This window comes from Agrobacterium sp. LEGMi-208b (assembly GCF_059511785.1).
In genome coordinates this window covers 2,529,572-2,547,705 of the sequence record NZ_CM183445.1, presented here as the reverse complement: position 1 = coordinate 2,547,705, position 18,134 = coordinate 2,529,572, and the positions used below count along the sequence as shown (strand labels likewise).

17 protein-coding genes and 1 other RNA gene are annotated in these 18,134 nt (G+C 59.4%); 7 read left to right on the top strand and 11 right to left on the bottom strand.

The features are described 5' to 3' along the window. Positions 1-4: 4 nt before the first annotated feature. Positions 5-901 carry a tRNA (adenosine(37)-N6)-dimethylallyltransferase MiaA gene (miaA, locus tag AC5YUO_RS12280; RefSeq protein ID WP_496153491.1) on the bottom strand — a complete coding sequence of 299 codons (897 nt, stop codon included), beginning with the start codon at positions 899-901 and terminating at the stop codon, positions 5-7. On the opposite strand from miaA, the gene serB reads away from it, so the two are divergent. Together serB and AC5YUO_RS12270 are read left to right on the top strand one after the other, a co-directional pair. Further along, entirely contained in the window at positions 900-1,790 is an 891-nt protein-coding gene (gene serB, locus AC5YUO_RS12275; protein ID WP_496153490.1) for a phosphoserine phosphatase SerB, read from the top strand. The genes miaA and serB overlap by 2 nt on opposite strands. After that, positions 1,787-2,350, top strand: a complete 564-nt coding sequence (locus AC5YUO_RS12270; RefSeq protein ID WP_063949279.1) for a GNAT family N-acetyltransferase — start codon at positions 1,787-1,789, stop codon at positions 2,348-2,350. Before serB ends, AC5YUO_RS12270 begins: the two co-directional genes overlap by 4 nt. Positions 2,351-2,376: 26 nt before the next feature. On the opposite strand, the gene AC5YUO_RS12265 is transcribed toward AC5YUO_RS12270, so the two are convergent. The 8 genes from AC5YUO_RS12265 to AC5YUO_RS12230 all read right to left on the bottom strand — a co-directional run bounded on the left by AC5YUO_RS12265 (position 2,377) and on the right by AC5YUO_RS12230 (position 9,731). Further along, the gene (locus tag AC5YUO_RS12265; protein ID WP_496153489.1) at positions 2,377-3,126 is read right to left on the bottom strand and encodes an SDR family oxidoreductase; all 750 of its coding nucleotides are present in this window, start codon (positions 3,124-3,126) and stop codon (positions 2,377-2,379) included. Positions 3,127-3,216: 90 nt separating this feature from the next. Further along, complete coding sequence (locus AC5YUO_RS12260; protein ID WP_496153488.1) at positions 3,217-4,761, bottom strand: Do family serine endopeptidase; 1,545 nt, start codon at positions 4,759-4,761, stop codon at positions 3,217-3,219. A gap of 123 nt (positions 4,762-4,884) precedes the next feature. Continuing rightward, positions 4,885-5,685, bottom strand: coding sequence for a DMT family transporter (locus AC5YUO_RS12255; RefSeq protein ID WP_496153487.1), 801 nt, complete (start codon positions 5,683-5,685; stop codon positions 4,885-4,887). Between the two features lie 132 nt (positions 5,686-5,817). Then, positions 5,818-6,741, bottom strand: coding sequence for a protease modulator HflC (gene hflC / locus AC5YUO_RS12250; RefSeq protein ID WP_496153486.1), 924 nt, complete (start codon positions 6,739-6,741; stop codon positions 5,818-5,820). Position 6,742: 1 nt separating this feature from the next. Next, complete coding sequence (hflK, locus tag AC5YUO_RS12245) at positions 6,743-7,861, bottom strand: FtsH protease activity modulator HflK (RefSeq protein WP_003522368.1); 1,119 nt, start codon at positions 7,859-7,861, stop codon at positions 6,743-6,745. A 143-nt stretch (positions 7,862-8,004) separates the two neighbouring features. Further along, complete coding sequence (locus AC5YUO_RS12240) at positions 8,005-8,532, bottom strand: dihydrofolate reductase (protein WP_496153485.1); 528 nt, start codon at positions 8,530-8,532, stop codon at positions 8,005-8,007. Next, positions 8,529-9,323: a thymidylate synthase gene (locus AC5YUO_RS12235; protein WP_496153484.1), complete on the bottom strand. Its 795-nt coding sequence runs from the start codon at positions 9,321-9,323 to the stop codon at positions 8,529-8,531. Before AC5YUO_RS12235 ends, AC5YUO_RS12240 begins: the two co-directional genes overlap by 4 nt. A gap of 99 nt (positions 9,324-9,422) precedes the next feature. Continuing rightward, on the bottom strand, positions 9,423-9,731 hold the full coding sequence (locus AC5YUO_RS12230) for a DUF2853 family protein (protein ID WP_003522365.1): 309 nt from the start codon (positions 9,729-9,731) through the stop codon (positions 9,423-9,425). 142 nt (positions 9,732-9,873) lie between these two features. On the opposite strand from AC5YUO_RS12230, the gene ssrA reads away from it, so the two are divergent. The 5 genes from ssrA to AC5YUO_RS12205 all read left to right on the top strand — a co-directional run bounded on the left by ssrA (position 9,874) and on the right by AC5YUO_RS12205 (position 12,125). Continuing rightward, positions 9,874-10,248, top strand: a transfer-messenger RNA (tmRNA) gene (gene ssrA, locus AC5YUO_RS12225). 229 nt (positions 10,249-10,477) lie between these two features. Then, positions 10,478-10,990 (top strand): SspB family protein, encoded by a 513-nt coding sequence (locus tag AC5YUO_RS12220; RefSeq protein ID WP_496153483.1) that lies wholly within the window; start codon positions 10,478-10,480, stop codon positions 10,988-10,990. A 44-nt stretch (positions 10,991-11,034) separates the two neighbouring features. Beyond that, positions 11,035-11,238 carry a DUF4169 family protein gene (locus tag AC5YUO_RS12215; protein ID WP_496153482.1) on the top strand — a complete coding sequence of 68 codons (204 nt, stop codon included), beginning with the start codon at positions 11,035-11,037 and terminating at the stop codon, positions 11,236-11,238. Between the two features lie 113 nt (positions 11,239-11,351). Next, positions 11,352-11,561, top strand: coding sequence for a ribbon-helix-helix domain-containing protein (locus AC5YUO_RS12210; RefSeq protein ID WP_400813345.1), 210 nt, complete (start codon positions 11,352-11,354; stop codon positions 11,559-11,561). A gap of 234 nt (positions 11,562-11,795) precedes the next feature. After that, positions 11,796-12,125 (top strand): hypothetical protein, encoded by a 330-nt coding sequence (locus AC5YUO_RS12205; protein WP_496153481.1) that lies wholly within the window; start codon positions 11,796-11,798, stop codon positions 12,123-12,125. 657 nt (positions 12,126-12,782) lie between these two features. On the opposite strand, the gene AC5YUO_RS12200 is transcribed toward AC5YUO_RS12205, so the two are convergent. After that, entirely contained in the window at positions 12,783-16,496 is a 3,714-nt protein-coding gene (locus AC5YUO_RS12200; protein ID WP_496153480.1) for an AsmA family protein, read from the bottom strand. Positions 16,497-16,587: 91 nt separating this feature from the next. Continuing rightward, positions 16,588-18,000, bottom strand: a complete 1,413-nt coding sequence (locus AC5YUO_RS12195; RefSeq protein WP_496153479.1) for an FAD-binding oxidoreductase — start codon at positions 17,998-18,000, stop codon at positions 16,588-16,590. Between the last annotated feature and the right edge of the window lie 134 nt (positions 18,001-18,134).

Below are 18,134 nucleotides of genomic sequence, written 5' to 3'. Positions count from 1 at the left end.
CCCTTCACGGCTGGATGCGTTTCCAGTCGTCGCCCATCTGGTTGCGGAACCAGGTCATCTGCCGTTTGGCATATTGCCGGGTCGCGGCCGCCGATCTTTCGATCACCTCCGCCTCGCCCATGCGCCCTGCAAGCATGTCGGCTATCTGCGAAACGCCGATCGCCTTCATCGCCGTTGCATCGGGTGCAAGATTAAGCGCGAGAAGCGCCTGCACCTCCTCCACTGCACCACTTTCCATCATCGCCTCGAAACGGCGGTTGATACGGTCATGCAGCACCGGCCTCTCCGGCAGGACGACGAATTTCTGCGCCCGCTCGGGATCGACGATTACCGGGCCGCTGGCACGCTGGAAATCGCGGATCGATTTTCCCGTCGCCTCAAGCACCTCCAGAGCCCGGACGATACGCTGCCCGTCTCCCGGCTGCAGCATCTCCGCCATGGCCGGATCACGGCGCGACAATTCGGCATGCAACACCGCTGCCCCTTCCTCGATCAGCCGGGTACGAAATCCATCGCGGATGCCATCGGGTGTGGCGGGCATATCGGAGAGGCCACCCGTAAGTGCCTTGAAATAAAGACCGGTGCCGCCGACGATGACGGGAAAACGCCCCTCAGCACGCAGATCGGAAAGCAGCGCGGAAATATCCCGCAGCCATTCACCCGTCGAATAGAGGCTGCTTGCCGGCACATGGCCGTAGAGATGATGCGGCACACCCTCCATCTCGTCTTCCGAAGGCCGGGCGGTCAGCACCCGCAGCGTGTCGTAAACCTGCATGCTGTCGGCATTGATGACGACGCCGTTCCGCTCCCGCGCCAGACGAAGCGCAAGCGCGGACTTGCCGCTTGCCGTCGGGCCGGTTATCAGGATCGCATCAAAATTCTCATCAAGGTTTTTCATCATGGCTCTCGTTGCCACGCTTATCGCCAATCCGTCAAATCCTGTTCTGACACCGGCCCTCGGCGAAGCGGCCGCAAAGGCCGTCAACGCATCGGGCCTTTATTGGCTGGCCGATGGCATCGCCTGCGATATCGCGCTCCCCGAGGGAACCGACGCAGACGCGGCTGATCGTCTCCTCCGAATGGCAATCGTCGATCGGAAAATAGACATCGTCATCCAGGAGCAGGATCAACGGCGCAAGAAGCTGCTGATCGCCGACATGGATTCGACCATGATTGGCCAGGAATGCATCGATGAGCTGGCGGCCGAAGTCGGGCTGAAGGACAAGGTCTCCGCCATCACCGCCCGCGCCATGAATGGCGAGATCGCCTTCGAACCGGCGCTGCGTGAGCGAGTCGCGCTGCTGAAAGGCCTGCCTGTTTCGGTCATCGATGATGTCATCGAAAAACGCATTACCCTTACACCGGGTGGCAAGGAACTGATCACCACCATGAAGGCGAAAGGTTATTACACGGCGCTTGTTTCCGGCGGCTTCACCGTCTTCACCAACCGTGTCGCCGCCATGCTCGGTTTCGATGAGAACCGCGCCAATCTGCTCGGCGAAGCCAATGGCGAGCTTGACGGCACGGTGGCCGAACCCATCCTCGGCAAACAGGCCAAGGTGGATGCGCTGAACCAGATTGCCGAAAAGCTCGGCATTTCACCGGAAGAGGCGATGGCGGTCGGCGATGGCGCCAACGATCTCGGCATGTTGCATCTGGCCGGCGCCGGTGTCGCCCTGCACGCAAAGCCCGCCGTTGCCGCCGAAGCGCGGATGCGCATCGACCATGGCGACCTGACTGCGCTTCTTTACATTCAGGGTTATCGCAAGACGGATTTTGTCATTCCATGATCATTCGTGAGACAGAAAGACTCATTCTGCGCGAGTGGAAGGAGAGCGACCGCGACCTGTTCCGCGAAATCAATGCGGATGAGAAGGTCATGGAATTTTTCCCCTTCCGCCGCAGCCATGCGGAAGCCGACGCGGTGCTGGAAACCATCAATGGCATGATCCGCGGCAGCGGTTATGGCTTTTACGCCATGGAGCTGCGGGAAACCGGTGAAGTCATGGGCTTCTGCGGCATATCCCCGGTCATGAACCTCGATCCGCCCTTCCCGATCGGCACCATGGAAATCGGCTGGCGGCTCGCCACCCGCTTCTGGGGGCACGGCTATGTCACCGAAGCCGCGCAATCGCTGCTCGTTATGGCCTTTGACGAGAAAGAAACACCGGAAATCGTCTCCTTCGCCGTGCACGACAACCATCGTTCGACGGCGGTGATGGAGCGCATCGGCCTGAAACGCGACCCTTCCCGCGATTTCGACCATCCGCGCGTGCCGGAAGACACCCATCCACATCTGCGGCCACACGTCACCTATGCGTTGACGCTGGAGGAATGGCGGGCGCGATAATTTCCTCGCCCGCCCGATTTTACGGCTTACTTTACCGCCGCATTGCCGCCATCGGCGAACAGCGCCGTCCCGGCGACGAAGCTCGCCATCGAGCTTGCAAGAAAAAGTGCTGCCTGTGCCATTTCTTCCGGTTGGGCAATGCGCTTCATCGCATGCAGACCCGCAGCCCATTCCTTCTGGGCCGCATCCCCGGCCATGGGCGTATCGACCCCGCCCGGCAGCAACGCATTGGCGCGAATGCCTTTGACGGCATAATCGGCGGTAATGCCTTTCGCCAGTCCCATCAACGCCGCCTTGGATGCGCCATAAGCGGCCATGCCCGGTATGCCGGCACTGGAGCCGACGAAACTGGAGGTGAAGACGATGGAGCCGCCGGCCCGTTTCAACATCAGCGGAATCTGGCTGCGTGCACCGAGAAAGGCAGAGGTGAGATTGGCGGTCAGCACGTGATCCCACTCCTCGGGCGAAATCTCCGCAAGAGGCTTCATGGCCCCCACCGCACCGGCATTGTTGACGGCGATATCGAGACCGCCGAACACGCTCTCGGCCGCCGCCGCCATCAGGGAATGGGTTTCGGCAACACCGGCATCACCCACGACGGTGTGGACACGGCCGCCTGTCTCACGAATGTCTGCGGCAACCTTGCCGAGCGCCGCCTCACCCCGCGCATTGATGACGACGGCCGCGCCTTCGGCAGCAAACAACATCGCCGTCGCCCGGCCGATGCCGGATGACGCGCCAGTGATGATGGCAACCTTGTTTTCGAGTAATTTCATATCCTTGGCCTCCGTTTGATGGAGACCAAGGGATAGGGACATGACGGGACCGCAACCACCCGATTCCTGCCGGAGCGGGTGAAAAGCAGCTTATTCCAGCGGCAGCGCCACGACGCGCAGATTGCCCTGCGCATCCGCCACCATCATATGCGCATTCTTGCGGCCTTCGGATTTCAGGCCGTTCACACGCACCAGCACGTCGCCCGGAACTTCCATGAAGTCCTGCCCGACTTCGACGATGATATCGCCGGCCTTCATGCCCTTCTGTTCGGCCGGCGAGCCCGGATCGACGCTCGCCACCAGCACGCCTTCGACACTTTCGGCAATGCCCTTTTCGGTGCGCAGCTCGTTGCTGAGTACCACGAGGTTCATGCCGAGCACGCTCTGCGGCGCTTCACGCACTTCCGGCGTCTGGTCCTGCGCCTGATCGTCGGCGCCGCCATCATCTTCGGGCGCAACCACGCCGCCATCGCCATCTTCACTCTGCTGATCTTCGGTCGAAGCCTTTTCGTCCGTCGTATCCTGCAACTGGCCGAGCTTGACCTTGACGGTCTGCTCCTTGCCGTCACGCAGGATCACCACATCGACCTCCTTGCCGACAGGGCTTTCCGCCACGATCCGCAGGAGGTCGCGCATTTCGTGAATATCCTTGCCGTCGAATTTCAGGACGACATCGCCGGCCTGGATCGGGCCGTTCTCCACCGGGCCGCCCTTGGCGACGCCTGATATCAGCGCACCCTTGGCGCTGTCCATGCCGAGGCTCGCGGCCACATCGTCAGTGACGGGCTGGACACGAACGCCGAGCCAGCCGCGGCGGGTCTCGCCGAACTCGATGAGCTGCTGGACGATATTCTGGGCAAGCTCAGTTGGAACGGCGAAACCGATGCCGATCGAACCGCCGCTCGGGGAAATGATCGCCGTGTTGATGCCGATAACCTCACCCTTCATGTTGAAGAGCGGACCGCCGGAATTGCCCTTGTTGATGGCCGCATCCGTCTGGATGAAATTGTCATAGGGGCCGGCATTGATATTGCGGCCGCGTGCGGAAATGACACCCACGGTCAGCGAACCGCCGAGCCCGAAGGGATTGCCGATGGCCATCACCCAGTCGCCGATGCGCATGCTGCGCGAATCGCCGAACTTGACCGCCTTCAGCGGTGCTTTCGGCTCCACCTTCAGGACGGAAAGATCGGTCTTGGTATCGGTGCCGACCAGCGTCGCCTTCAGCTTCGAGCCATTGGGGAAAATCACCTCAATGGCATCGGCACCTTCGATGACGTGGTTGTTGGTGACGACATAACCGGCCGGATCGATGACGAAACCCGAACCCAGCGAACTCACCTTTTCGCCGCCTTCGGGCTTCTGGCTGTCGAAATAATCCTTGAAGAACTCCTGGAAGGGCGACCCCTCCGGCAAACGCGGCGGAACCGGGCCCTTGCCCTCGGTCTTGACGTTCTGCGAGGTGGAAATATTCACCACCGCATCGAGAAGCGGCTCGGCGAGATCGGCCACCGATTCTGGCCCGTGGCTCTGCGCTCTCGCAGCAACCGGAGCCGAAAGGCTACCTGCCACAAGCGCGATGCCCGCGACTGCGGCGATGCTGCTGCGAAAAGGCGAAAGAAGGGTCACGGCCATAAGCGTCCTCGCGTTTCAAATAGTCCTGCCCTGCATATATCGGCAAAGCATAAGGCGGAATGATGAAGTGTAAAAATACCTTTTCGTGAACAGGCAATTGTTTCCAACACCTCTTCGCGCGCATCAAAGCCGTACAGAAAAGCGTGAGCAAGGCAAACACCTATTGTCGATTGTGATCGCTTTCAGGAAAGAACGCGGAAAACATGCGGACATTATCGCTCGGACAACGCCTTCCGGCTCGCCAGCACACCGACAACACCACTCACGAGAACAAGAGAATAACCCACCCATAACACCGGGCTCGGCTGTTCGGAGAAGAATAGGTAGCCGAATAATAAACTCCAGAGCAGTTGGGTATACTGAAAAGGCGCCATGAAAGAGGACTGCGCCATCCGTATCGAAAGCGTCAGGCATAGCCTTCCGATTGCAAGCAAAGCACCTGCCCCGACATAGAACAGCCACGTTGTCGGTCGCGCCACTCGGCTGAAGAACGATCATGACGCCGGCAAGACCCAGAACGGCAGACAACCATTGAAAGTTGTTGGGACGTTCTCTCAGAAACACCAAAGCCAGCAATATCGTGATGATGGGGCTCGTAAAGCGGATCGAATAAACGTCTGCAATCGGCATACGTGAAATCGCGTATAGTGTCAGCCATATCATACCAGCGGACATGACACCCCGCGCGGACACCACTGCCCATCCCTTTGCAGAATGAATCTTAAAGCCACCCAACGGCTTGGAAAGCAACAAGCTGAAAATGACGGCAAAAATACCGGAGAAAAAAAGCACCTGAGGAAGCGAGTGTGAACTGCTGAGAGTTTTGGAAACAGCGTCCATCAATGAAAAAGCTGCGAATCCAAGTACGGCGAATACAAAGGCGACTGAGTAACTGTCTCTATCATGCTGAAGCGCGCGCAGCATCTTCCGTTCTTCCAGATTGTGAAAACCGAATACTAGTGTTGTTGGCCCACAATTTTATGAATTTCAGAGCGCACTCGATCGAAAAGAAAGGGCCGGTAAAAACCGGCCCCTCCAAAATCACATTATCCGTTATCAGTTCGCCGGTGCTGGCGCAGGTGCGGCCGGAGCGGCAGGGGCCGCGCCGTCGATATTGTTGAAATAACGGAAGAAGGTCGAGTCCGGGGACAGAACCAGCGTCGTGCCGTTGCCGTTCAGCGCATTGGCATAGGCGGACATGGAGCGATAGAACTCAAAGAAGTTCGGATCGCGCTGGAAAGCCTCACCGAACACCTTGTTGCGCTCCGCATCGCCTTCACCGCGCAGAACTTCGGACTGACGGCGGGCGTCGGATTCCAGCTCGACGACCTGACGGTCGGCGATGGCGCGGCGGCGCTGGGCCTCTTCATTACCGCGGGCGCGGATGAGTTCGGCCTCGGCCAGACGTTCCGACTTCATGCGCTCGAAGGTCTGCTGCGAGACTTCCTGCGTCAGGTCGGTACGGCGGATGCGGACATCGACGATGCTGATGCCGAGCGATTCCGCATCGGGACGCAGATCGTCGCGCACTTCCTGCATCATCGACGCACGCGCATCCGAAAGCGCCGATTCGAAGCCGCGCAGACCGTAGACCCGGCGCAGCGATGCGTCGAGGCGGGTACGCAGGCGCGATTCCGCCGACATCTGGTCACCCGAGACCGTCTGCCGGAAGTGGCGCGCATCCGTGATGCGATAGACCACGAAGGCATCGACCTCGTAGAACTTGCCGCCGGAAACCTGAACACGGATATTGTCGTGATCGAAGCGCAGCGCCCGGTTCTCGATATATTGCACTCGGTCAGCATCCATGAAGGCGAAGGGCAGCTTGAAATAGAGGCCCGGCGCGGTTTTCACGTCCTGAATTTCACCGAAGCGGACGACGATGGCCTGCTGGCGTTCGTTGACGACGAAGATCGACGAATAACCGAGGAAAAGCACGACGGCGAGACCGACGAGAATGGCAGTAAGACGGTTACCCATATCAGTTGCCTCCCTGCTGTGCTGCGCCCGGATTGTTGCGCATGATCTCGTTCAGAGGCAGATAAGGCACCACGCCCTGTTTCTCGTCGATGATGATCTTGTTGGAGCCCTTCAGGACCTGTTCCATCGTTTCCAGGAACATGCGCTGGCGGGTCACGTCAGGCGCGGTGCGATACTGGTCATAGATGGAGACGAAGCGCTGCGCCTCACCCTGTGCCTCGTTGACAACGCGCGACTTGTAGGCGTTCGCTTCTTCGAGGATCTGCGCGGCCTGACCGCGCGCGGCGCCGAGCTTCTGGTTGGCGTACTGGTTGGCTTCCTGAACGAAGCGGTCTTCGTCCTGTTCGGCACGCTGCACTTCGTCGAAGGCGTCGGCCACTTCGCGCGGCGGCGCCGCATCTTCGATGGCCACGGCATTGATGGAAATGCCGGCGCCATAACCGTCCATGGTGGACTGGATGATGGTGCGCACATCCGCCGCAATCGCCTGACGATTATCGCGGAAAATATCCTGTGCCGGACGACGGCCGACGACTTCGCGCATGGCGCTTTCGGAAACCTGCTGCAGGGTTTCGGCCGGGCTGTCGACGTTGAAGAGATAGGATTTCGGATCCGAAACCGTATAGAGCACCGAGAACTGCACGTTGACGATGTTCTGGTCGCCCGTCAGCATCACGCCGCTCGACGAAGACGACGAGGCGCGCGAACCGATATTCTGCTGCTGCTCGGTAACCTTGACGATCTCAACCGTCTCGATTGGCCACAGATGGAAATGCAGGCCGGGCATCGAGATTTCGTCCTTCGGGCGGCCGAAACGCAGCTCCACGCCGCGCTCGTCCGGCTGGACGGTATAGATGGACTGGATGCCGAGGAAAACCAGCACGACGAGAACCACGATGGCAACCGCGCCGCCGTTGAAGCCGCCGGGCAGCACATTCTTGAAACGGTCCTGGCTGCGCCGGATGATCTCTTCAAGATCGGGCGGGCCGCCATTGCCGCCGCCACCGCCGCGAGGCCGGTTAGGCCCCTGCCCCCATGGGCCGCCACCGCCGCCCTGGTTGTTTCCTCCACCGCCGCCGCCCCAAGGGCCGCCGCCGCCATTCTGATTGCTCCAGGGCATCAATACCTCTTTATAAAAGCCTCTCCCGGTTCCGTTCGAAAGCGATTGCTCGCGTGCGGCGGGAATATCGACCCGTTATAGGAAGGAGAAGCGTCCGTTTCAACGCAGAGGTGGTAACTAAATACCCAATCGGGGTAAATAGTTCACTTTGACGCGGCTCTTCGCACATAAGTGGTAAACAGAACCGGATAATTGTCCTTTTCCCCTGCGGGAGCGGGGATTTCCTCGGTTTTCTCAAAAACGGCAGGATCGATTTCCGGAAAAAAAGTGTCGCCATCGAGCTTTACCGCCACATGGGTGACGGAAAGTTGATCGGCGAAGGGCATGGCCTGACGGTAAATCTCACCGCCACCGGCCACGAAGACCTCATCCACACCCAGTTCCGCAGCCTTGCTTTTAGCAAGCGTCAAAGCCTCCTCCAGTGAGGAGACGACATCCACGCCTTGCGGCCGGTAGTCAGCATTTCGGCTGACGATGATATGCGGGCGGCCCGGCAATGGGCGCTCGCCGACGGATAAAAACGTCTTGCGCCCCATGATGAGCGGCTTGCCCATCGTCATCGCCTTGAAGCGCTTGAGGTCGGTCGAGAGTTTCCACGGCATGTCGAGATCGCGGCCGATGACACCGTTTTCGGACACCGCGACGATGATGGTAACGCGCGGCCCGCTCATACCGCGATCGGTGCCTTGATGCTTGAATCGGCCTCGTAGTTTTCCAGCGTAAAGTCTTCGAACTTAAAGGCGAAAAGGTCCTTCACGTCAGGATTGAGGCGCATCGTCGGCAGGGCCTTGGGCGTGCGCGTCATCTGCAGCTGCGCCTGTTCGAAATGATTGGCATAGATATGCGCATCACCAAGCGTATGGACGAAATCGCCCGGCTTCAGGCCGGTGACCTGCGCCACCATCAGCGTCAGCAGCGCATAGGACGCGATGTTGAAGGGCACGCCGAGGAAAATGTCGGCGGAGCGCTGGTAAAGCTGGCAGGACAATTTGCCGTCCGACACATAGAACTGGAACAGGCAATGGCAGGGCGGCAGCGCCATCTCATCCACCAGCGCCGGGTTCCAGGCCGAAACAATGTGACGGCGCGAGTTCGGATTGGTTTTCAGGCCCTCGATCAAAAGCGCGATCTGGTCGACATGGCGACCGTCCGGTGCCGGCCAGGAGCGCCACTGCGCGCCATAGACCGGGCCGAGATCACCGTTTTCATCGGCCCACTCATCCCAGATGGAAACGCCGTTGTCCTTGAGATAGGCGATATTGGTATCGCCCTTCAGGAACCAGAGAAGTTCATGGATGATGGAGCGCAGATGCAGCTTCTTGGTGGTGAGGACCGGAAACCCTTCGGAAAGGTCGAAACGCATCTGATAACCGAAGACCGAGCGCGTACCCGTGCCGGTGCGGTCTCCGCGGTCGGAGCCGGTTTCCATCACATGCCGGAGAAGATCGAGATATTGTTTCATGCGTTCTGCCGCCGATTCCCTGATATAGAGGGAATATAATAGCACAGGGCGGCAGAACCAATCACCGGGGAAACGCTTATCCCCGCCTTTCAGGAAAAATCAGAGGGATTGCAGTTTTCCGAGTTCCTTGGCGACCAGATAATAAAAGGTCACGCGCGATTTGGAACGGTCCGCTGCCATGGCCTTGGCGACGGCATCGATTGCCTGATCGGCCGTACCATCAGTCACGCCGAGCTTCTTGCCGCACCAGCTCGCCTTCACACGTGCAAGCTCTTCCGGATCGGAAGCGGACACCAGCGAGGAATCCCGGTTGCGCAGGGCAATGCCGAGATGTTTGACGATCTTGCCGACAACGGCTTCGTCGGCTGCTGCGTCGTATTTCTTCACATCTGCGAGATAGTCAGTCATGTCCACTCCTTCGTGTGTCCCCGGCCCGGTGTTGCTTCTGATGACCGGTTGCATGGACAATGGGACAGCAATCCCTCGTCGTCAAGAATTGTCTAAAGTGCGGGCGGCAATCACGAAACCTTTTCATGGAATTGTCATCACCCCCCTTTTCTCAGGCGGTCGAAACGCCTATATGAGCCTTGCCGGGGCAACCCGGCTATGGCGATAAACGGTCGGTGTAATAAACCTATTGGACCCGGGGGCGGTACCCGGCGCCTCCACCAAAAACCGGCGGACTTTCATGGAACGAAGGCCGGCTTTTGATGGGGGCGAAACAGGATCGACAAGGGCGTAAAGATCGAACTTTTGCTCGGCATGATACCGCCGTTATCGGGTCACAAGTGTAGTTGCAAACGACAACAACGCTAAGGAATATGCTCTCGCTGCCTAATGGCGGTGCGGGAATTCCGCTCTAAAGTCCTCACGGTTAGCCCCGTGAGGCGGGGTTCGGAGGTACCTGGCAACAGAAACCTCCACCTTCTCCATTTTGCCTGAATTGGTTATATGATAGCTGACTCGCAATCGGCATCGGCTTTTCCGTTGCTGCCGTTCAGGACATTGCGTATACTTGGCCAACGCGTGAGCGTCAGGATCGGAAATGATCCCGGCTCAAGGATTACGCGAAGATTCAAAGTGTTACAGCGTCCTTGGCGCGCAAGCCGCGCCGTGCATGAAAAGACGTTCGAATAAGGGAAAGACAGGACCGCATGGGGCAGGATCATATCCGTTACGACATTCTCGCACAGGATGCCCTTCGCGGCGTTATTCGCAAGGTTTTGGGTGAAGTGGCCGCAACCGGCCGCCTGCCCGGCGACCACCACTTCTTCATCACCTTCCTGACCGGTGCGCCGGGCGTGCGGATTTCCCAGCACCTCAAGGCAAAATATGCCGAGCAGATGACCATCGTTATCCAGCATCAGTTCTGGGACCTGAAGGTCACCGAAACCGGCTTTGAAATCGGCCTCTCCTTCTCCGATACGCCGGAAAAGCTTGTTATCCCCTATAACGCCATTCGCGGTTTCTACGATCCTTCCGTCAATTTTGAGCTCGAATTCGACGTGCCGTTGGCCGAAGAAGAAGAGATGGAAGATGCGGAAATCACCGCTTATCCCGTTTCCCATGAGGCAAAGCCCGCTGCCGCTTCCGAAACACCGAAATCCGGTGAGGAAAAGAAGGAAGGTTCGGTCGTTTCGCTGGATGCCTTCCGCAAGAAGCAATAACGGCTTTTACACCGAGCTTACGAAACCCGAGGAGACATATCCCCATGGCGGCCGATATCGTCAATCTGCGTCAGTTTCGGAAACAGAAAGCCCGTAGCGAAAAAGAAAAACAGGCGGAGCAGAACCGCCTGTCCTTCGGCCGAACCAAGACCGAAAAAAATCTCACCTCGGCCCTGAACGAAAAGGCCGAAAAGGCGCTCGATCAGAGGCGGCTCGAAAAAAACGATGATGGGACCGGCAAGGACTGACGGGCCGGCCGACCGACGCGGATTTCGGGACTATCAGAAAAGAATCGCAAAACAGGGACTTGCGGGGGAGACATGATTCAGACCTCCAACCGGTTTCACCGGAGACCGATCTGATGATCCGCAAGCACTCCGCGACGTTGCACGGCCACCGCACCAGCATTTCACTTGAGGATGCCTTCTGGGACGAACTGAAAATCATTGCGGAAAGACGCAAGATCAGTTTTGCCGCCCTGCTCGCCGAAATTGACGACAACCGCGCCGCCGACAGCAATCTCTCCTCGTCCCTGCGGGTTTATGTGCTGAACTGGCTGAAAACCCGCTGACCTTCCGCAAGCTGTCCCGTCAAAGACGCTCCGGCCACGAGCAGGCATGTCGCCAGCAGGATTTTACCCATCTAGCCACTACGAAAAATTCCGCCAAAAACTCGTAACGCCGTGAAAGTATTCATTAAACATTAGCAGCATAATCTGCGCTCCAAGGCATCCCCGTATTGCGTAGCCTTGCTTTCAAATTTTGTTTCACATCCTTCCATTCCACACATCCGCCACGAGGCGACCATGGTTTCTGCCGTTTCGGGAACGAGCGCCGCTGTTTCCCTGCTTTCTTCTTCATCCACATCGTCTTCAAGCGTTTCCGAACTGAAAGCACAGATTGCCGAAAAGCAGTCGGAGCTTGCCCAGACCACGGAAGCGAAAGCACAGGAAGAGCTGAAGAGCGCAATCGCGTCCCTCAAAGCTCAGCTTGAGGCTCTCGAAAACAGCGCCGACAAATCGGCATCGTCGAGCGAGAATGCGGAAAAGCCCGGCCTTTCCGGTGAAAGCGACAGGATCGGCACCAAAAATTTCGACGCCGACACACCATTCGGCGAACGCGAAACCTGGGTTTGACAATTTCGTCGGGATTTTTCCGTCAAAGCGATTGATGGGCGGCGCAAAATGCTCGTCTCACAAGGCCGCAAACCTTTTGCCAGATTTGGCCTCATCGTGGGGTCAAGCCATGGCTGTCCGGTTGAAATTTCTGGGTACTTTATATGGCATGGAAATTGATGGTGAACGTTGCGCATTCTTCTCAACGTCATCCTTGGGCTTGTCCCAAGGATCTAAACACGTCAACAAAATCAAGACGTTGCAGATCCTCGGGACAAGCCCGAGGATGACGTCAGAGTGTTTGGCGAGGTTTGCCTTTCATCGAAAGAACGCCCATACTTCATTCGTGTCCGAAAGGAGAGTGACGTCTGACCTTCATTAAAAATCAATGTTATAGGCGGCGCGTGAAAATTTAAATCGGACAGCAGTGGGAGAGGTCCGGGGGTGACATTGGCGTGGTTGGCGCAACCCGTCACCCTGTCTGACGAAGTCGCTTCCTTTTTGATGTCCAGTGCCTGACGACAGGCTCCAGAGCCCAATGCAATAGCGCCTGCGCCATTTCAACAATTGTTAAACCGGGCAGCGGTGCGGCACGCCAGAGCATAACGGCGGCATGCGGAGGGAAGCCCCCGCGCCGTCAACCAATTAAAGGGAATCGGCTTCCCCCTCACCACAAGCCTAAGGCGTGGCGGGCGCGTTTTCCGGGGCCAGTTGCCGGATGGCGTTTTCCGTCGGAGGAACCACCAGAACCGGCGCGGATTGCCGCTCGGGCGTCGGCTGTTGCCCCTGTTCCTGCTGTTGCTGCTGCAACCGCTCCTGCTGTTCCTTTTCCTGACGCAGACGTTCTTCAGCCGCAGCTTTCAAACGTGCCTCTTCTTCGGCCTTGGCCTTGGCTTCCGCCTCCGCCCGCTCCTTCTCGGCCTGCCGCTCGGCCGCCTGAAAGCGATAAAGCGCCACTTCGCGGCGCAGACGCTGCTTTTCGAGGACGCTGGCCTGCATGGCCTCCACCCGGCGGCGTTCCTTTTCGAAAGCCCGGAGCGAAAGGTAATTGCTGAGCGCCGAAACATCGGTCGTCAAAGCCGGCGCGGCAAGCGGGCCGTTAAAATTCAGGCGCACCGACGGCTCGGCCCCCGCGACCGTTTCAGTGCCGGGATTGAACAGGAGATCGAGGTCGCCATTCACGGTCGAAGCCGCAAGATCGACCGTCGCATCGGCCGTCAGCGTTACCGGATCGATCCCCGCGCGCAGATTCTGGAAATGCAGCGCGCCACCATTCAGCGAGAATGGCAATGCCACATCACCGAGGCCGATTTCACCCTGCCACAGGCTCTGATCCACGAGCGGGCGCACCTTGGGCGCGTCGATCGGCTGCTGCAAGCCATCCGCCGCCTGCAGGATCGGCGGCAGGCTGCCGGGATTTAGCCCCTTCAGCACCAGCCCACCGGCCCGTATTTCACCGGAACCACCCGCCGATTTCAGCATTTCACCGACGCTTTTGCCGGTCGATTCGGCCGTCAGATCGATGGCAACCCTGCCTGCCGCGACCGGTCCGTTGGCATTCGCCCACAGGATAGGCTCCGGATTGGCGTCGGTCACCGCGATCTTGGTGCGGAAAATACCCGCGCCCTCGCCCGTCGACATGGCGAGCCGCCCGGTGAGCTTGCCGCCCATGAAGGTGCCGGCGACATCATCAAGCGAGAGACTGCCCGCATCATGCGTGACCTTGGCCGAAGCACCCGTGACCGTGCCGAAGGGGCCGGCCTCGAAGCTTTCCGCTTTCAAGGCAAGCGAAGCCTTGAGCTGCGGGAAAGCGGCCATGGCCAGAGGCTTGGCGTTGAGCGCCCCGGTTTCCGGATCGATCACCGGCCCATAGATCGCATCACCCAGCCAGGCGAGATCGGCCGTTCTGACCGCAAGATCGCCGGCGACGGGATAGGGCGCGGCACGCTGGAAAGTCAGATTACCCGAGAAAGGATTTCCACCCGCCTGCCCGCCGATCGAGGAAAGCGCGATCTTTTGCCCATCCACCGCCACTTTCGCATTGGCCTTCAACGCCATACCGCCGCCAAGCTGCGGCAGACCGACGGCGTTCATGATGAGATAAGGTTCGATGTCGGCGCTTTCGAGCGCCACATCGGCGCTGCCCTCACCAAAATTGGCGGCCGAAACGGCAAAGGAACCGTTCATCGAAAAATGCGTGCGCTCCGTCGAGAAGCGCAATTCCGTCTGGGCCGGCGAGCCGAGCGTGCCATTAAGCTTGATGGATAAAAGCCCCTCGCCATCCGCATCGAAGGGCAGCGGATCAAGCCCCGCCTGCCCGAACAGAATGGCCGTCGACTGGTTCTTCAGAACCGCCTCCAGCGACATGGCGGTATCATCGGTGATCGACAGGAAATCCGGCATCTTGGCCACAGCCGAGAGCCGGCTGCCATTGACGGTGCCGGAGACGGCAACATTGGCCCCGCCATTTTCGCTGTTGACCGAAACATCAACTGCAAGGTCGGAATTGGCATACCACGGCGCGCTCGCCGCCAGACGGCCGAGGAATGGATGGTTCGGCAATTTCTGCTGCAGCATGGTGAAGAACGGCTGCATATCCGCCGCATGCAGGTTCACCGTGCCCTTGCCCGCATATTTCAGCAGCGAACCCTGCAGCTCACCCTTTGCCCTGACCTCCGCACCAGCGATATCTCCAGCCGTCATGTTCTCGAGCGAGAGAACGCCGCCCGCCATGGTGAAGGCGGTCTCGACGTGATTGGCGGTCACGCCGGCCATGTTGAACCGGTCGGCCTTGAATTTCGCGGTAATGCGGTGGTCGAGGACGGAACTGCCGACCTGATCACCGAGCGCCAGACTGCCGAGCGCCTTCAGCGCATCGAGATCGATTTCGTTACCGGCGAGATCGATGGAAAGATTGGAGGTCTTGCCATCGGAGCGACGCTCCAGCTCACCTTTCAGCGAGGCATCGCCGATTGCAAGCTCCAGATTGTCGAAACGCTGGTTGAGCGTCGTCAGCGAGACATCGGCGGAAAAACCGGCTGCATTGAGCTGGCGGATCGCCGGATCGACCGAACCGGACAGCCAGTTCGCCAGGCCCGAAGGCTGGTTGGAGGCGAGAAGCAGATTGCCGTTGAAGGCGGGGCCGCCGAGCAGTGTCAATGACCCCTTGGCTTCGAGCTGCGTCCTGCCCGGCAGGGTCGCCACGGCATTCACCACCTGCCAGCCGCTGCCTTCCGGGCGCACGTCGAGCCTGATGTCGCGAATGGTCGTGTCATCGGAAACGAGTGCCGGAAGGCTGATGCTCGCCTTGCCCGGCACCGGCGGCACCGGAATGCGGGCCACCATGGCGGCAAAGGCTTCAATACGCTGGCGCACCGAGGCGGTGGGTTGGCGCGAGGTCTTGCCCGTCTGCACGACGGGCGGCGCGAAGCGGGCGACATCGATCTGCTGGCCATCGGCCGTCAGCAGAAATTCCGGCTTGGCGCCGGTATCGAGCGTCGCTTCCCCCGTCACGACATAGGGATTTTCGCTGCCGCCGAGTTCCATGCGGTAGCTCGGGATACGCACGCTCTCATTGGTGAGTTCGAAGCTGCCGCGGGTGCGCGGCGAGGAAAACAGCGATTGTCCAGCCTGCTGCTTCTGCTTTTCGTCCTCACGGAAACTGAAGGAGAAAGAGCCGCTATAGGCCGGCTTTCCCGCCGTTGCGGCAATCGCACCATCGAGATCGACCTCGACCGGATGTTCATCCGGCACCAGCCGTACCCTGAGTCCCATGCGGCCGGCGGCATAATCCGGCTCGCTGCTGGAGAGCGAGAAGGAGCCCGGATGCCCGTCGACGGCAGCACGTCCCTCGGCCTTCCACGGCCCCGCCAGCGAATTGGCGGACATGTCGGCGTTAAGGCCCGTCACCACGCGGTTGCGGCCGGATTGCTCGTCGATGAATTCGATCTGCCCGCCTTCGATCTGCACGCTTTCCAGAACCACGGTACGGGCGGGAATCTCCGCCCGGCTGCCGCGCATCCAGTCCAGCGTGCCGTCTTTCAGCAGCCGTATCTTGGCCTTGGGTTCCTCAATGCGCATGTCGAAGATACGCGCTTCGCCGGAGAGGAAAGGTGCTAACTCGGCATCCATGGAAAAACGGGCGACCTGAATGAGCGGCGATCCATCCGCATCCGTTCCGGCGCGCACATCATGCAATGTCACCGAGGGGAAAGGCAGGATGCGGGCCTCGACGCGGCCATGCACCACCACCTTCTTGCCGAGAATACGGCTTGCCTGATCCTCGAAATCGCGGCGGAAATCCGTCCAGTCGACGAAATAGGGAATAAGCAGCGCCGAAAACAGCACCACGGCCAGCAGTCCGCCCAGAAAAACCAGAATACGCCCGAGCACTGACCTGCATCTCCCTTCGCGAACGCTGCAAACCTATTCTTTTCTGCCTTAACGGCAAGCAGCCTTTTGTACCAATCAAATGTGAGAATGATCAGACAAGCCGGAACAACTTGCCCGGATTGAAGATGTTATCGGGATCGAGCGACGTTTTGATGGCGCGCATGAGATCCAGTGCATTTCCCGCTTCTTCGGCCAGAAAACTCATCTTGCCCTGGCCGATGCCATGTTCACCGGTGCAGGTGCCGTCCATGGCGATGGCGCGGCGGTTGAGACGGGCGACGAAGGCTTCGGTTTTCGCAACGCTTTCCGCATCCTTACCATCGAACAGAATAAGGACGTGGAAGTTCCCGTCGCCCGCATGGCCGACGATGGGCGCCAGAAAACCGTTCTCCTCGATATCCCGCTGCGTTTCCACCACGCAATCCGCCAACCGCGAAATCGGCACGCAGACATCGGTGGAAAGCCCGTCGAGATGCGGTGCAAGCGCCCGCGACGCCCAATAGGCATCGTGTCGCGCCTTCCAGAGCTTGTTGCGCTCGGCCGCATCGCTGGTCCAGCGGAAATCGACGCCTCCGCATTCGGCGGCGATCTCGGCGAACTGCTGCGATTGCAGCGCCGCCGTTTCCTCGGTGCCATGGAACTCCACAAAGAGCGTCGGTTTCTCCGCGTAGTTCAGGCCGGAATAGGCGTTGCAGGCGCGCACCTGCACTTCATCAAGCAATTCGATGCGGGCAACCGGAACCCCCATCTGGATCGTCATGATGACGGCATCGCAGGCCGCCTTGATACTGTCGAAGGTGCAGACACCACCGGCGATCTTCTCCGGAATGCCCTGCAGCCGCAGCGTCACGGAGGTGATGACACCCAGCGTTCCCTCGGCACCCACGAAAAGCCGCGTCAGATCGTAACCGGCGGAAGACTTGCGGGCGCGGCGGGCCGTGCGGATTTCCTCGCCATTGGCGACGACGGCGGTGACGGCCAGCACATTGTCCTTCATCGTGCCGTAACGCACGGCATTGGTGCCGGAGGCGCGCGTCGAGGCCATGCCGCCGATCGAGGCATTGGCGCCGGGATCGATGGGGAAGAACAGGCCGGTATCGCGCAGATAGACATTGAGGTCCTCGCGCGTCACACCCGGCTCCACCGTCACGTCAAGATCTTCCGCATTCACCTCAATGATGCGATTCATCCGGCTGAAATCGATGCAGATTCCACCATCAGGCGCATTCACCTGCCCTTCCAGCGAAGACCCCGTTCCGAACGGAATAACCGGCACCTTATATTGCGCGCAGACCTTCACCACGGCCTTCACGTCGTCCGCGCTCTCGGCAAAAACGACACCGTCAGGCGCCTGCAACGTCAGATAGGTGGTGGTATGGCCGTGCTGTTCGCGAAACGCCTGTCCGGTCTGGAGCCTGTCGCCGAGCTGCTGCTTCAGCACCGCGAGTGCCGACGCGATGCCCTCTTCGTTCCGCTTTCCCGCCACCACGTCTTTCAGCGCCATCGTCCGTCTCCACCGCAACATCTGCCCGTAACGGATTCGATCCGTTACGAAATTCCGTCAGGTGGTATGGGATAAGGTTAACGCTTTGTCCAGCATCGCAATTGCGCCGAACGGTAATTGGCGGCAACCCTTTT

Coding starts and splice junctions, on each gene's coding strand:
- miaA (WP_496153491.1), bottom strand. CDS start 901: ATGATGAAAAACCTTGATGAGAATTTTGATGCGATCCTGATAACCGGC.
- AC5YUO_RS12210 (WP_400813345.1), top strand. CDS start 11,352: ATGATCCGCAAGCACTCCGCGACGTTGCACGGCCACCGCACCAGCATT.
- AC5YUO_RS12240 (WP_496153485.1), bottom strand. CDS start 8,532: ATGAGCGGGCCGCGCGTTACCATCATCGTCGCGGTGTCCGAAAACGGT.
- serB (WP_496153490.1), top strand. CDS start 900: ATGGCTCTCGTTGCCACGCTTATCGCCAATCCGTCAAATCCTGTTCTG.
- AC5YUO_RS12205 (WP_496153481.1), top strand. CDS start 11,796: ATGGTTTCTGCCGTTTCGGGAACGAGCGCCGCTGTTTCCCTGCTTTCT.
- AC5YUO_RS12220 (WP_496153483.1), top strand. CDS start 10,478: ATGGGGCAGGATCATATCCGTTACGACATTCTCGCACAGGATGCCCTT.
- AC5YUO_RS12265 (WP_496153489.1), bottom strand. CDS start 3,126: ATGAAATTACTCGAAAACAAGGTTGCCATCATCACTGGCGCGTCATCC.
- AC5YUO_RS12235 (WP_496153484.1), bottom strand. CDS start 9,323: ATGAAACAATATCTCGATCTTCTCCGGCATGTGATGGAAACCGGCTCC.
- AC5YUO_RS12260 (WP_496153488.1), bottom strand. CDS start 4,761: ATGGCCGTGACCCTTCTTTCGCCTTTTCGCAGCAGCATCGCCGCAGTC.
- AC5YUO_RS12215 (WP_496153482.1), top strand. CDS start 11,035: ATGGCGGCCGATATCGTCAATCTGCGTCAGTTTCGGAAACAGAAAGCC.
- AC5YUO_RS12195 (WP_496153479.1), bottom strand. CDS start 18,000: ATGGCGCTGAAAGACGTGGTGGCGGGAAAGCGGAACGAAGAGGGCATC.
- AC5YUO_RS12270 (WP_063949279.1), top strand. CDS start 1,787: ATGATCATTCGTGAGACAGAAAGACTCATTCTGCGCGAGTGGAAGGAG.
- AC5YUO_RS12255 (WP_496153487.1), bottom strand. CDS start 5,685: ATGCTGCGCGCGCTTCAGCATGATAGAGACAGTTACTCAGTCGCCTTT.
- hflC (WP_496153486.1), bottom strand. CDS start 6,741: ATGGGTAACCGTCTTACTGCCATTCTCGTCGGTCTCGCCGTCGTGCTT.
- AC5YUO_RS12230 (WP_003522365.1), bottom strand. CDS start 9,731: ATGACTGACTATCTCGCAGATGTGAAGAAATACGACGCAGCAGCCGAC.
- hflK (WP_003522368.1), bottom strand. CDS start 7,861: ATGCCCTGGAGCAATCAGAATGGCGGCGGCGGCCCTTGGGGCGGCGGC.